This is a genomic window from Streptomyces sp. NPDC055099 (assembly GCF_053607685.1).
Genome location: NZ_JBSGUA010000018.1, coordinates 18,314 through 32,261, shown reverse-complemented (window position 1 = coordinate 32,261; position 13,948 = coordinate 18,314). Strand labels below are relative to the sequence as shown.

Annotated in this window: 9 protein-coding genes; 8 read left to right on the top strand and 1 reads right to left on the bottom strand. The window is 70.8% G+C overall.

The genetic code is table 11. The features are described 5' to 3' along the window. Positions 1 to 298: 298 nt before the first annotated feature. Entirely contained in the window at positions 299 to 805 is a 507-nt protein-coding gene (locus ACWFRU_RS34575) for a DUF6624 domain-containing protein (protein WP_453692049.1), read from the bottom strand. Positions 806 to 1,581: 776 nt separating this feature from the next. Here ACWFRU_RS34575 and ACWFRU_RS34570 point away from each other — a divergent pair. The 8 genes from ACWFRU_RS34570 (at position 1,582) to ACWFRU_RS34535 (ending at position 13,804) form a co-directional block, all read left to right on the top strand. Further along, positions 1,582 to 2,499, top strand: coding sequence for a conjugal transfer protein (locus tag ACWFRU_RS34570; protein ID WP_453692048.1), 918 nt, complete (start codon positions 1,582 to 1,584; stop codon positions 2,497 to 2,499). Between the two features lie 14 nt (positions 2,500 to 2,513). Next, the gene (locus tag ACWFRU_RS34565; RefSeq protein ID WP_453692148.1) at positions 2,514 to 2,831 is read left to right on the top strand and encodes a hypothetical protein; all 318 of its coding nucleotides are present in this window, start codon (positions 2,514 to 2,516) and stop codon (positions 2,829 to 2,831) included. Further along, positions 2,828 to 3,427: a hypothetical protein gene (locus ACWFRU_RS34560; RefSeq protein ID WP_453692047.1), complete on the top strand. Its 600-nt coding sequence runs from the start codon at positions 2,828 to 2,830 to the stop codon at positions 3,425 to 3,427. Before ACWFRU_RS34565 ends, ACWFRU_RS34560 begins: the two co-directional genes overlap by 4 nt. Next, on the top strand, positions 3,427 to 6,141 hold the full coding sequence (locus ACWFRU_RS34555) for an ATP-binding protein (protein ID WP_453692046.1): 2,715 nt from the start codon (positions 3,427 to 3,429) through the stop codon (positions 6,139 to 6,141). Before ACWFRU_RS34560 ends, ACWFRU_RS34555 begins: the two co-directional genes overlap by 1 nt. Positions 6,142 to 6,487: 346 nt before the next feature. Then, positions 6,488 to 9,373, top strand: coding sequence for a hypothetical protein (locus ACWFRU_RS34550; protein ID WP_453692045.1), 2,886 nt, complete (start codon positions 6,488 to 6,490; stop codon positions 9,371 to 9,373). Next, on the top strand, positions 9,370 to 10,551 hold the full coding sequence (locus tag ACWFRU_RS34545; protein WP_453692044.1) for a C40 family peptidase: 1,182 nt from the start codon (positions 9,370 to 9,372) through the stop codon (positions 10,549 to 10,551). The genes ACWFRU_RS34550 and ACWFRU_RS34545 overlap by 4 nt, the downstream gene beginning before the upstream one ends. A 14-nt stretch (positions 10,552 to 10,565) precedes the next feature. Then, positions 10,566 to 11,201 carry a hypothetical protein gene (locus tag ACWFRU_RS34540; protein WP_453692043.1) on the top strand — a complete coding sequence of 212 codons (636 nt, stop codon included), beginning with the start codon at positions 10,566 to 10,568 and terminating at the stop codon, positions 11,199 to 11,201. Further along, positions 11,177 to 13,804: an ATP/GTP-binding protein gene (locus tag ACWFRU_RS34535; protein WP_453692042.1), complete on the top strand. Its 2,628-nt coding sequence runs from the start codon at positions 11,177 to 11,179 to the stop codon at positions 13,802 to 13,804. The genes ACWFRU_RS34540 and ACWFRU_RS34535 overlap by 25 nt, the downstream gene beginning before the upstream one ends. The last annotated feature ends 144 nt before the right edge of the window (positions 13,805 to 13,948 follow it).

Here is a 13,948-nt window from a genome sequence, read left to right as displayed (position 1 = left end):
CGGTAGCTGCGCAGCCACGGGTGCGCAGCTCGCCGGCCGCAGTTTCCCTCCCCGCCAACAGCAGCGGCCGCGAGGGCCATTGGCCGTGCGCACCCCTCCCCCGCGGCTTCCACGGGAGGAGTGCGCAGCCTGCCGGAGCGCAGGGCGCCGGGTGTTCGGCACGAAGCTGCTCACGCCGGAGCGCACCGCCTGCCGAACGGTGGCGGCGCACACCCCGCATAGGGCCTGGCCGACGGATCATTGCCCCACGGCAAGTGAGCCTCGGGCAAGGGTCGCCGAGTGCGGCAGGGAGAGGTCGTCAGGCCATCGCGAACTTGGCAACGTACTCGTCGAAGGGCTCGATGCCGACTTCCGCACGTAGTTCATCCATGCGCTCGGGCTCTTCACAGGGCCACGGAACCGGCGCCCCGTCCCTCACGCCAGCGATCTGAGTGCCGTATACCTGCTTGCGGCCGTCATTGACCAGCGTGCGGTCGCGTAGAAAGGCCAGCTCGCGCGGGCTGGCCGAGCCTGCCGACACCGCCTGCTGCATCAGCTGCAGGGCGCGACGCTGGACGTCGAGCTGCCGGTCGGCGTGCTGTGCGATCAGCCAAGCCGCCCGTGCGGCCTCCTCGCCGACCAGTTGTGCCGTCGGCCAGCCGTACTCATCCATGATCTCGCCCAGTCGGTCACCGTGCCGCGCGGTCAGCCGACGCCACGCCAACTGTTCGGCCGGGTCGTCGCTGTTCGCGCGGATGGAGGACTGGTGGTCGGCCGCAGCCATGTCCGTCAGTTCCACCGTTAGCGCGGCAACGTCGTACGCCACTCTCAACTCCCAAAGCAACTCGATGCGTTGTGCTCGCTTGCCACCAACCCTAAAGGCGCATATCGGTAGTAAAGATCATTCTGGAGAACGGTGACAGACGCCTCCACGGACCGGGATAATGGATCTACGCTTGCAGATGTCATCGCCAGCTCCTAAGCCTTCCTGGGCAGGGGTACTGGGCGTTGTCGGCGGCCAACGCTTCTGACAGAAGCAGAATCCGGGATGCGGTCTCCGGCAGAAAGGCGCACGAGCTGGATGGCCAGGCAACGCACCGGAGCGACTGGCCCAACGTTCGGCTCGCGGTCGTGGCAGAGCTCCTTCGCGCGAAGTCCACTCAGCACCCCGAACTCGCCCAAGTCCTCGTTTGCGCAGGGGACGCCAGGATCAGCTACACCGGCCTCTTGGACTCACCCTCGTGGAGAGATGTCTCCGACGGTCGGGGACGAAACTGGATGGGGCGGTTGCTCAAACTGACCCGCTCCGAGCTCGTTGCCCAGCAGTTACTCCAGCCTGACAACCTCAGCGTGGCGCACACGGTGGGCCCGGCCGGGTGACGATTGCCGTGCCCCGGCCGGCCCCACCCCACCGTCGCTGCTGATCTCCTCGCGTTCCCGCCTCGGGGATGGTCGCGGGTGGTGGTAGCCGCTACGGCCGCGCCGACCACAAATTCGTGACGGCTTCGTGCCCGTGGTCGGGGCTTGGTGGTCGGCAAACCGGTCGGCACCGGCGGGTTGTCTCACGGCATCAGCCCCTTGAGACCTGCCGGGAGATCCCGCATGTTCCGATCCTCTGCATCACCACGCGCGGGGCAGCCTCCGGTGGCTGCCGGCGTGGCGCTGACCCAGATGCGGCGGCGCGTTCAGTTGGGCCGGGCCGGTGTCTGGGCGGCGTTGGCCGCCGGCCCGCTCGCGCTGGCCGTCGCCGTCAGCCAGCCCGCCGAGACCGTCGCCTCCTCCCCCGCCTCCAAGCCACAGCGCACCGAGCAGACCGCGTCGGTGGCCGATCCCTCGGGTTACGTCGCCGAGTTCGTCGACGCGTGGCTGCGCAGCAGCGACGACGCCAGCAGTGCGGCTGCCCGTCGTGCGCAGTCGATGGCCCCGGAGGTCTCCCTGCCCACCCTCAAGGACGATGCGCCGGCGCCGCGGCGGGTCACGCCGTTGCGCAGTGCACCGGGCAAGGGCGGGCAGTGGTCGGTGACGGTGGCCGCCCAGTACGCGGAGAGGGTGCGCTACTTCGCTGTGCCCGCGATCTCCGCCGCCGGCGGCGGCTCGTTCGCTGTGACCGCCGCGCCCGCACTTGTCGCCGCGCCCGCCCTGCACCCGCTGCCGGAATCCGACTACCGGGTCTCGGTCGAGGACGGTCCGCTGACGACGACGGCCGGTGAATTCTTGTCGGCCTATCTGGCCGGGCGCGGCGAAGTGGGCCGGTATCTCGCACCGGGCGTGACGATGTCGGCGCCCTCCCCCGCGGCCACCACGTCTGTGGAGGTCGAGGAGGTCTTGGCGCGTGAACAGAGCGCGGCCGGCGAGAAAGTGCCGCCAGATGGCACCACGGTGCACGTCCTGGTGGCGGTCGAGGCTCTCGATGCGTCGGGCCGCTGGCCCTTGTCCTACGAGCTGACGCTGTCCTCGCGCGACGGCCGGTGGGAGATCGCCGCGCCCGTTGCGGGCACGGCGGGCGGTGAGCGGCGGTGAACGCGCTCCATCAGATGGTGTTGGCGGGGAAGTTGGACGAGCTGGGGGATTCCTGGATCGCCACGGCGCAGGACTGGGGGTCCAAGGGCCTGCAGGCGGCGTTGATCGTGATCGTTGTCATCGTCATGGTGCAGCGGTTCTCGTTGAAGGCCGGGATCGGCGCCCTAATTCTCCTGGTGATCGCGCTGGGCCTGTACGGCTCCCGCCATGACCTGGCGGACATGTTCGAGGACGAGGTGAAGAACCCCGCCAAGGGTGCTCCCGCCGTCGGCCATCTCCCGTACCGAGAGGCTGACGTGCTCACGATCCGCGGGTGGGAGGGCCGGGCGTGAGCGCGGCTGCCGCGCCGCGCACGGCGCGCTTTTACACCGCTGCGCGGCGCCATCCCTGGGTGCTGGGCAAGCTCGCCGACTGGCGGCTGCCGCTGGGCCCCTACAACGCCGCACAGATCGCCCTGGCCGTCGTCGGGGGGTTCGTCCTCGCCAAGACGATCTCTGTATGGAATGTGCTGGGGCCCCTGCCCATCGCCGTGTGGCTGGTGGGGATCTGGCTGCTGCGCAGGCCCACGATCGGCGGCCGGCACCCGATCTCGGCAGCGGTGGGGATGGTGGCGCTGCTCGTACAGCCCGGTGGTGGGCGCATCGGCCAACGCGCGGCGCGCGATGCCCGCGCCGGCCGTCTGGGCGGCGGGTTCACCCTCGAAGACCTCATCGGCTGCGCCCCCGCGCGCAGGCCAGCCGCTCCGACGCTTTTGGGGCCGAGCCGAGTGCGCCGGGCCCGCAGGCCGCAGGCCCGGTCCCTCGCCGCGCACGGTCTCAGGGGGCGCCGCGCTCCACGCGTGCGTGCACCGGCTGCGGCCCCGCCTTGCGCGGTGACGCTGTTGGCCCAGGCCCGGCTGTGTGCACGGAACCAGACAAGGGGGACGTGATGCGGGTTCCCATCCGGCATATCGCCGGGCATCTGCTGTGGTCCACGCACGGTCACGCGTGGGCGATCTACCGGCTGCACCCCGGCCCGGATGCCGAGGGCCGCAGCCAGGAGACCGTCCCGGGCACCTATGTGCCCCCGGCCGTCCGCGACGAACTCCTCGCCAAGGTCACGCACTTGGTGCGCTCCCTGTCCGGCGCCCCCCGCCTGTTCGGGCTGTGCGCGCAGGTCGACCCGGCCGAGATCGCCTGGAAGATGGCCGACGGCCTGGAAGACGCCGAGACCGAGGACGGCCTAGCGCCCGCGGCCCGTTGGTGGGTGGACCACCTTGATGCAGCCCTCGATCTGCTGCAGGGCCAAGAGATGCACCAGCGCACCTGGTGGTTGGCCGTCCCTCTCCCAGCAGAGCACCAGGGCATGCAGGCGGCCGGCGCCCTGTGGGCGGAAGTCGCCGACACGCTCGGTCTGCGCGCCGCGCCCGTAGCCCGAGCCGAAGTCAGCGCAGCCCGCGAGCAGGCCGCACAGGTTGAGGCGCAGCTCACCGGCGGAGCGTCTTTCCGCCCGGCCCGCCCGGCGGAAATCGTCTGGCTGATCCAACACGCGGTGCACCGGGGCCTGGCCGAGCCGCTGCTGGGCGAGGCCGCGCTCAGCGAGCTGTATGGCGGCCAGGTCCGCGGCGGGCTGCTGCACTCTCCCAGCTACGCCGATCTCGGTCAGGTCCGCCTCGAGGAGGGCGGCACCGAACCGAAGGTTGAGGACGGCCTGGGGAAGAACGCAGGAAACGCGCGCGGCCGCGGCGGCAGGGCAGGCCGCGGCCCGTGGTGGACGACACGGTCGGCCTCGCCGCTGCGGCGGCGTTGGCTGCAGGTCGAAAGCGAGAGGGGCACCGGCTATCAGGCGCACCTGGCGCTGGCCGAGTGCCCGCCCGCCATCTCGCTGGAAGCCGCCGACCTGTTCGCACAGCTCGACGTCCTGGACTTCCCCGTCGACTTCACCATCGACTTGACGCTGGTGCCCGCGGAGAAGGCCCGCGCGCAGGTGCAGCACAAGAAGACCGAGCTGGTCGACCAGGCCGACCAGTACGACGCGCGGCCCACCGGCATGCCCGCCTCCCTGCCCGACGCCGCCCGCGACCTGGGCGAGCTGGACGCGCGGCTCTCACGCACCTCGGTGGAGGTGGAGGTGCAGGCCATCACCGCACTGACCGTGTGGGGGCCCACCGCACCGCTGTGCGACGCACGGGCCCGCGCCCTGGAAAAGCTCCTCGCGGGCGCCGATTACCGGGCGGTGCGCCCCGCCGGTCTCCAGGGCGATCTGTTCACCCTCGGGCTGCCCGGGGCGGTGCGCACGCACCGGTTGAAGGAATTCACCCAGCATCAAGTCAGCGAGGACTGGGCCCTCTCCGGCGCCTTCACCCACAGCGAGGTCGGTGATCCGACCGGCGTGCTGCTGGGCTTCGACCTGGACTGCGGCACCACCCGCCCCGTCCTGATCAACGTGGCCGACGCGCCCAAGCAGGACGCCTCCGCCTCCCTGGGCGTGGTCGGTGATCTCGGAGCGGGCAAGAGCGTGCTGCTCAAGTACGTCTCCCAGGCGGTCGTGGACCGCGGCGGGCGCGCCATCTGCATCGACCGCACCCCGGTGCGCGAGTGGGCCTCCTTTGCCGCGGCTGCCGCACCGGGCCGCTGCCAGATCATCGACGCCGCCAAGGCCGCCCTGTCCATCGACCCGCTGCGCCTGTTCCCCGGCGCCGAGGGCCGCCACTACGCGCTCAGCTACCTCACCCTGCAGCTGGGGATCGGGCCCATGACCACCTCCGGCGCGGTGTTGCACCACGCCATCGAGCAGGCCGCCACATCGCCCTCTCCCTCGATGAGCGGCGTCACCCACGTCCTGCGGCAGATGGCGGGAACCGAGAGCGGCAAACGCCAGGACGCTGCCGCCACCCTGGCCCAACTGCTGCGGCTGGTGGAGCAAAACCCCCTGGCCCAAATGGTGTTCGATTCCGTGCTGCCGCCGGTGAGCCTGGACGGCAGCGGCGCCAGCGACTTCATCGTCATCACCACGAGCGGGCTGAAGCTGCCGCCCAAGCAGGCCTTTGAACACGCGGAGATCCTGCACCAACAGCCGCTGGAGGCGCTGATCGGCCGCGCGGTGCTGTATCTGATCGCCGCGATAGCCCGCCAGGCCGCCTTCTCCGCACCGGAGCGGTTCTGCGCGGTCGCCCTGGACGAGCTGTACTGGCTGACCTCTTCGGCCGAGGGCACCGCCCTGGTCCACGAAATCCTCCACGACGGCCGCAAACACGGTGCCGGACTCCTCGCAGGCGCCCACGACGCCACCGAACTGGGCCCCGACCGAGGCCTGATGGCCTACCGGGCGCTGGCCCGCACCACCGAGCGCGAACGCGCCCGCCGCGGCCTGGACTTCATCGGCCTCAACTCCACCGATGCCGACCTCGTGCGGACGGTCACCTCCGGCCTGTCCCCCGTCGGCCACACCGACCGCGCCGGCGAAATCCTGCTGACCGGGCCGCGGCAGAACACCGGCCGCGTCAAGGTCGCCATCCCCGACATCGACCGCATCACGTCCCACATCACCACCACCCCCGGCCGGTACGCGCCCTCCCCTCCAGCCGCCGCCGGAGCGGACTTGGCCAAGCCCCCACCCACCGCTGCCCCGCAGACATCGGCTGCCACACGAGAGGGGACCTGATGATCAGCCGTGCGGGGCAGCGTGCCCCGCGGCGCTCCACCGGGTGCCGCGCGGGCGTCAGTTGTGTGCTGGTCTGCTTCCTGTTCGCCTTCGTAGGGGCGCATCTGGAGGCTTCGCCCGCTGGCACCCGTGCCGACACCAATGCCCGTGCGCCCGTCGACAGCCACCGACGTGCTGCCTGTGCACACATCTGGGGGCCCGCCAAGGCGTATTGCGAGCGCAGGCCGAGGCCGATCACCCCGTGTGCCCCGCAGGGGTCGCCCGGAGATGCCTGGGTGCTGTTGCCTCCCGCTGCCGCGCTGCTGGCCCTGGCCGGTGGGCGGCGGTGGGGACGGGCGGGCCCGCCATGATGCTCTGGCGTCTCGCACTCCGTCAGGGGCGCGGCCGCGGGCACACCCTGCTGCGCGCCCTGGCCCTGGCTGTAGTGTTCCTGGTCGTCAACGCGCAGGTCGCTTACGCGGCCGACGGCGGCCAGGACATGATGGGCCCGCTGAACGTGGACAGCTCCGAAGGCGTGCCGATCAACGGCTATGAACTGTCCGCCCAGGGCGGATCCATCTTCTCGGTGAAGACCAACGCCTATGCGTTCTTCATGAACGGGCTGTTCACCCTGCTGCGTCTGGTGGTGGGCCTGGCCTGCTGGGCCATCGCGTTCGCCCTGCGCTTCCCTCTGATCAAGATGCTGGCCGATCCGGCGCAGAACCTCTCCGACACCTATGACGACATCGTCGTCGACACTCTCGGCCTCAAAGGCCTCTTGCTGTCCTGGGCGTTCATCTTCGGCGGGATCTTGCTGGTGCGGGGCAAGGCCGGCAAAGGCCTCGGCGAGATCGTCCTCACCTTGGTGATCGCCGCGTTCGCGGCATCGGCTTTTGTCCGCCCCGACTATCTGCTGGGCCAAGACGGGCCCCTGGCCCAAAGCGAACGCTCAGCCTCGGAGGTCGCCCAGATGACCGTGGACTCCTACGACTGGGGCGGCAAGATCGCCAGCGGCGACGCAGGCCCCTGCGGCGCAGGACTGGCAGGCCCGGCGCTGGAAAAGTGCTACCAGCAAGAGAACAAGAAGTCGCCCTCTGCGTCCCGCATCACGGGGCCCATTCAGGACTCCCTGACCAACGTGACCGTGGTCAAGGGATACATGCTCGTGCAGTACGGACGCATCCTCGACCCGGCCAAGGCTGCGGACCGCACGGCTTACGCCCTGCACCTCAAGTGGGTCTCCGGCGGCTACAAGCCCACCTCAGCGGCCAGCACAGCAGACCGCAAGCAGGCCAACCACGCCTGCAGCAAGATCAAGGGGCCTGCTCACAAGTACTGCGTCAAGGGCAAACTGAGGAATTCCGCGGCAGTCCCCCGGGACGACCCTCCGCTCAAGTACACCCCCCTCACCCCCGGCGAGGCGCTGCTGGACTCCGCCACCCCGGTCCTCAACTCCCAAGATCAGCAGTTCGCCGCGTTCCTCAAGGAACTGGAGAAGGCCGGCCCGGTGGGCAAGGCGGCCGCCGAGTACGCCAAGGAACCCACCGGCTGGCGCACCGCGGGCGTCCTGATGCTGTTCGCCGCCGCGCTGCTCATCTCCGCGATCCCGCTGTCCGCGGCGTTCGTCCTGCTGGGCCTGCAGGCCGCCGATGCCGCCGCGGCCGCGGTCGGCTCGGTGATGCTGGTCTGGGCGATGCTGCCCGGGCCCAACCGCCAAGCCGCCTGGAAGTGGCTGGCCCTGCTGGGCGTTTCGGTGGCCGGCATGTTCGCCATCTGCACGTTCCTTCCCTCCTACGCCATCGGCATCGACGTCGTCCTCACCGACGGGCCCGACGTACCGGCCGAGCGCCTCTTGGCGCTCATCGCTCTGGCACTGGCCGCTCTCGCCCTGCACCGCAGGCTCCTGGCCGGTATCACGTCGGCCGGACAGCGACTGTCACTGCGGATGCGCTACGCCAAGATCGGCGGCACCCATCTGCCCGGCGACACCTCCGAGATCGGCGCCGCCCTGGCCGTCCACGGCAGCGCCACCATGGCCGCGGGCGGCGGCTTCGGTGTGCGGGCGATGGGCGGCCACTATGGCCGGCTCGGCACCCGTCAGCGCATCATGCGCTCGCTGGCCGCGATGACCGACGGCACCGGTATGCCCGTGGACACCGGGCGTCTGCTGTCGGATGCAGGCGCCGAGGCCTCGCGCGGTCTGGCCCCGTTCGCGCTGGCCGCCACCGGCGCCGGACTCGGGGCCCGCGGCGCGTGGGGGCTGCTGGTCGGCAAGCATCCCGGTGACAAGGCCCTGGAACGGATGCGCAAACCCACCGCTCACGGCGATCCCCCGGGCCGGGGCCCGCACTACGACGGCGAAGGCCAAGGAGGCCCGTCGGGCCCCGACGGGCCGCGCGGCCCGCGCCGTGGCGGACCACCGGACCGCTACCGCGAGGCGGACGGCATGGTCGTCAACCAGAAGACCGGCAAGGTGATCCACGATCAGAACGCCGACCGCACGCTGCTGTCCACCCGCGCCCACAACCGCCTGGTCCGCCTGCGCGGCTACCGCCTCCTGCACCGCGGAGGCCGCGTCACCTACGGCGCCACCCTGGGCCTGCCCACCACCACCCGGCGAGCCCGCCAGGGCGCCTCCGAACACACCAGGGACGCCAGACAGCAACTCGCGGTGTGGGGCAACACCCTGTCCGAAGACGCCCGCTCGTGGCGGCGCCGCGACAAACCGGCGGCGGGGGCAAACCGCGGAGACGGTCAAGGCCGTGGCCCTGCCGCGCCCTTGGGCCAAGGACCACCCCCCGGGCCCCCGACACCTGGGCCGCCCGAAGCCGATCGGCCAGCCCCTGAGGCAACATCCCGCCTCCGTGGGACTGCCTCGCCGCGCACCACCGGCGCCGGCCGCTCCAGCGGCCGGGAACCGGAACGGGAGAGACGGGCCAGTGACCTGAATCTGGGACCGGCCGGCCCCACGCGCTCCCCTCTGAGCGGCGGGAACCCCACCCCGCCGCCAGCCACGCCACGGCGGGCGGATCCCGGTCCAGACGAATCCACCCGGTGGCGGCCGCGGATCGACCCGGCCGAGATGCGCCGCAGTGCACCGACCGACCCGGCAGAGCTGCGCAGGCGCCTTGCCGACCAGCGCCGCGTGGGCCCTGAAGAGCTGCGCCGCCGCTTCGCCGAAGAGCGCCGGGCCCGCGAGGAGAGCCAGCGCCGCGACAGGGCGAATCCCGACGCAGGCGGGGAGGAAGGATGAGGCCGCCGCACGTCCGCACACGCACGCGGCCACGGCGGCGCAGGAAAGAGGGGTGCCTGCTGATCGTGCTGCTGACCGCTGCCAGTTGCGCCGCCCCGTTCGCCGGCGTCCTGTCCGCCGGGGCCCAACTCGCCCACGAGGACCGCAAGGAGAACGATGCCGGCATCGCATCGGGCGGCAGCCCCAGGGACATCCCGCCCACCATGCTGGCCGCCTACAAGAAGGCCGCCCAGCTGATCGGCCGCCATGCGCCCACGTGCCAGGGCATGTCCTGGCCGATCCTGGCGGGCATCGCGAAGGTCGAGTCCAACCACGCGGCGGGGCGCACCATCGCCAAGAACGGCGACATCCACAAGCCGCGCATCCTGGGCGTGCTGCTCAACGGCTCCGGCCAGGGCGGCAATACCACCACGTTCCCGGACACCGACGGCGGAAAATGGGACGGCTCCGCCCAAGGTGAGCGGGCCGTGGGCCCCTTCCAGTTCCTGCCCTCCACGTGGAAGACGAACGGGCGCGACGGCAACGGCGACCAGGAGAAGGACCCGCACAACGCGTTCGACGCCGCTCTGGGCGCGGCGGTCTATCTGTGCGGCAGTGGGCGGAATTTGACCAAGTCGAGCCAGCTCAAGGCGGCGATCTTCCAGTACAACCGCTCGAGCGCGTACGTGGCTAACGTCAGCAACTGGATCGCGCAGTACCGGGTCGCAGCGAAGGGCTCAGCCCACGGCCTGAACCTGTCCGCGGTCACGGGTAAGGCGAAAAGGGTCCTTGCCGCGGCGCTCTCCCAGCGCGGCACTCCCTACTCGTGGGGTGGCGGCAACGCCAAGGGCCCCAGCACCGGCTTCTGCTGCTCGCCCAGCGGCAAGAGCGGCGCCAACATCAAAGGATTCGACTGCTCGGGCCTGACCCAGTACGCCTTCGCCCAGGCCGGGATCCGTCTGCCACGCGTCGCCTCCGCCCAGGCCGGACGCGGCCAGCGCATCACCTCCAAGGGGGCGCTAAGGCCAGGGGACTTGCTGTTCTACGCCTACGTGCCCGGATCGGATTCGACGATCTACCACGTCGGGATCTTCGTGGGAGACGGACAGATGATCAACGCTGCCCGGCCCGGCACCACGGTTCGCCTCGACCCCGTCGACGCGATGTCCGGTTTTGCGGGAGGGGCACGAGTGTTGTGAGTCCCAAGGACACTATGCAGCAGCCCGTCCCGAGAGCTACGTGGCTGTTGCTGGCCTGCACTCTGGCCCTGTCGTCCTGCGGCTACCTGCTTTGGGGCGGCGAAACGGTCCCCCCACATGCCAAGGCGGAGGGCCCCCAGCCTGGGTCGCGAGCACAGCGCACCCCGGGAGCGCATCCCACCCCACACGCCCTCACCTCCACCGAGAACGCCCGCCCCCTTGCCCCCAACTCCACACCGCCGAGGGCACATACGCCCATACCACCGCCCCCGGGCGACGGGCGCGCCGCGGACCGGCAGATCCAGAACCTGATCGAAGAGGCCTGGCCCGCCGACCTGCCCGTCACGCAGGAACGGCAACTCCGCCAGGACGGCGCCCTGCTGTTGCGCGCGGACGCCACCGGCGAGGGGCGCGAACGCTTCCCCCAGGTGTTCGGCGACCGCCCTACGCAGCAGGTGGCGCCCGCGTTTAGCCGTTTGCGTATCCAGGCCGCCATCGCCCGCAAGGACCAGCAGACCGGCCGGGCGGTGGTGCACCTGGTATGGGCGGCAGTCGACCGCGGCGGCACCTACGCCGACGGCCGCGTCAGCGATCTCACCTTCCACCGACCGAAAGGACACGGCCCGTGGACAGCACTGCCCCGGCCATGACCGCACACGCCGCCCCGCTCATCGTCTCTGCCGCCATGGACGCGATGAGCGTCCTGCGCTGGCTGGCCGGCCACTGGTATCTGCTCGCCCTCCTGCTGGTCGCGGCGTACGGGGCGGGCGAGTACGTGGTGCGCCGCCTGGCCCAGAAGGCCTCCGCAGAACGTATGGCCCTGGAATTCACCCCCGCCCGGCACTTCGACCCCTGTCACGAGGAGATCTTCCGCCGGGGCGTGGAGCTGACCCGGGCCTGCACCGCGTTGCCCTGGTGGGCTCCGCGCCGCGCGAAGAGCGTACGGATCAGGCTGCGTTCCGATGGCCGCTCACCCTTCACCTACCGGCTCGAAGGACCCGCCGGGGCGGAACGGCTGCTGACCACCACCCCCTTCGGCCCGGGCGTACAGGTGGCCAAGGCCAAAACGGTTAACGACAAGAAGCGTCCGCACGAGGTGCGTGCGGAGTTCATTCTGCGCGGCAACCCCGTCGCTGCGCTGCGGGATGTGCCGCTGCAACCCGATCCGCTGCAGCCGCTGGTCGATGCGGTCGCCGATCTGCGAGCTGAGCTCGGTGATGTCGCCGAGATCTGCATCGACCTGCAGCGCGCCCCCAAATGGGCGCTGCGCGCCCGGCGCTTCAAGCTGATGCAGGAGGCTCGCCGCAGGGAGCATCGGGAAGCGGGACGCGCCGCGCGGTGGATGAACAGCGATGGTGCGCGCATGGACTCCTTCATCGGCCAGCTTCAGCATCTGGTCACTCCCGGGCGCCGGCACGGGGCCGGCGGCCGGGGCGTGGTCATGGTCGCTCCCCCAGTGCGCGTGGATCGGGAGCAGGCGCTGGGCAAGCTCGCCGAGGACTCACACCTGGTGCGGGTACAGATCCTGGTGCGCTGCGCCTCCGATACCAAAGGCCGCGCCGAGGCCCGCCTGGCACGCGTGCAAGCAGGTCTCGACGTGTTCGGTGGCTCCGCCCGATGGGCGATGAAAGGCCTGCGCATCGGACCCTGGCGGCTGGGCGCCGACCGGTGGCCCCGCCGCACCCGCTTCGATCTGCGATGGCGCACCGGACAATGCCTGCCCCCGGCCGCGAACTGGGTCAGGCTGGAGGAGTTGCTGGGGCTCTTGAAGCCGCCCACCACCTGGTGCCGGGTGCCGCTGCTCCCCCTCGACCTGCCCACCTTCGTCCACGGAAAGCCGGATCTGCTGCTGCAGGGCTGGTATCACACACCCGATGGCCGACGGCGCCTGGTGGCCACCCGCGCCGAGCAGACGCTCTTTGAGATCGGCGTGGGAAAAGCCGGAGGCGGCAAGACCGAACGGGCCGCCGCCCAGGCCGTCGGCTATGCCCACGCCGGCGGCGGTTTGCTGTTCATCGACCCCCACCACGACTCCTGGCGGCGCGTGGCCCCCTTCCTCGCCCACGACTCGATCATGGATCGCATCGCGCGGATCGACCTGCGGGCCGCGGGCCGCGGACCCAACCCTCTGCTCAGCTCCTGGAATCCGATCGGCATGCACCACCCCAGGCGAGCCGCCTACGAGGTCGTCGAGGATGTCGTGGATGCGTTTGCCACCGCCTTCGGATGGGACGACGCGAACGCCCCGCGGGCGATCGCCATCTTCACCGAAGCCCTCACCGTGCTGACCGCACTGAACGAGCTGGCCTGCCGCGCCGGGCGCCGTGAAGACCAGGCCACGCTCTTCCACATCCGGCCGCTGCTGACCGACGCCGGCTTTCGCACCAGTGCCCTGGCCGCCACCGAGCCAGCCTTGGATGCAGAATCGTGCGCCTGGTGGCAGACCACCTTCCCCGCCTTCCCACCCGAGGCCTTCAACGTGCTGCTCAACCCGCTGGCCCGGCTGGCCGCCAACCCCGTCACCCGCGCCTTCCTCGGCCAGCCGCACGGCGTCTACAACATCCGCTGGGCCATGGACAACCGGTGGATCGTGTGGGTAAGCACCGCAGGCAACGGACCCACCGACCGACTGCTGGTCGCCCTCCTCAACCGCGACCTGCTGCGCGCCGGACGCTCCCGCGTCGACCTGCCCGAGGACCAGCGGGTGCCCTTCCGCGGCTACTTCGACGAACTCATCACCCTCGCCAGCTCCGGCGCCGACTCCATCGCGAGCATGTTCGAGGACTTCCGAAAGTTCAACGTCCAACTCCATGCGCTGACCCAGCTCCTGGCCCGCCTGCCCATCTCAGTGCGTCAGTCGCTGGTGCAAAACGCCTCCACTCTCTCCACCACCCGAGGCTCCAAAGCCGCCGTCAGCCCGGTTACCGAGGAATGGGGAGAGCGGCCCAGCGCGGCCCAGGTCGCCGACCTCGACCAATACGACCACTACAGCTCGTTCACCATTGACGGCCGCCCCGTCGGCCCGGTGCTGATCCACGGCCCGCATCTAGACGAGGTCTTCGCCGAGCAGTACCGGCCCACCCGTCTCAGCGCCCTGGAACAAGCCGCCGACCGCAACGCCCAGGCACGCCCCCTCAATGAGCTCACCACCACGGCCGCCGACCAGCTGCAGCGCGTTCGTGACTTCCTACGGGACCACGCCCCAGCCACCAACAGCACCACCACACTCACCAAGAACAGCGACTACCAGTGATTTCCCCGTCTCCCGCCCAACCACCCCCAGCCGTAGAGACCACCCCAGGCCGTCAGCCGAGCGGCGGACCCCGAAGGCCGAGCCCCGTGCCCAATGCGTTGCGTCCGCAGCAGTCGCTGCCGAAGCCACCGCATCCAAGGCGCT

What these genes read in the sequence shown, in the direction of transcription:
- ACWFRU_RS34555 (WP_453692046.1), top strand. Translation starts at nt 3,427, where the DNA reads ATGCGGGTTCCCATCCGGCATATCGCCGGGCATCTGCTGTGGTCCACG.
- ACWFRU_RS34550 (WP_453692045.1), top strand. Translation starts at nt 6,488, where the DNA reads ATGATGCTCTGGCGTCTCGCACTCCGTCAGGGGCGCGGCCGCGGGCAC.
- ACWFRU_RS34540 (WP_453692043.1), top strand. Translation starts at nt 10,566, where the DNA reads ATGCAGCAGCCCGTCCCGAGAGCTACGTGGCTGTTGCTGGCCTGCACT.
- ACWFRU_RS34545 (WP_453692044.1), top strand. Translation starts at nt 9,370, where the DNA reads ATGAGGCCGCCGCACGTCCGCACACGCACGCGGCCACGGCGGCGCAGG.
- ACWFRU_RS34570 (WP_453692048.1), top strand. Translation starts at nt 1,582, where the DNA reads ATGTTCCGATCCTCTGCATCACCACGCGCGGGGCAGCCTCCGGTGGCT.
- ACWFRU_RS34565 (WP_453692148.1), top strand. Translation starts at nt 2,514, where the DNA reads ATGGTGTTGGCGGGGAAGTTGGACGAGCTGGGGGATTCCTGGATCGCC.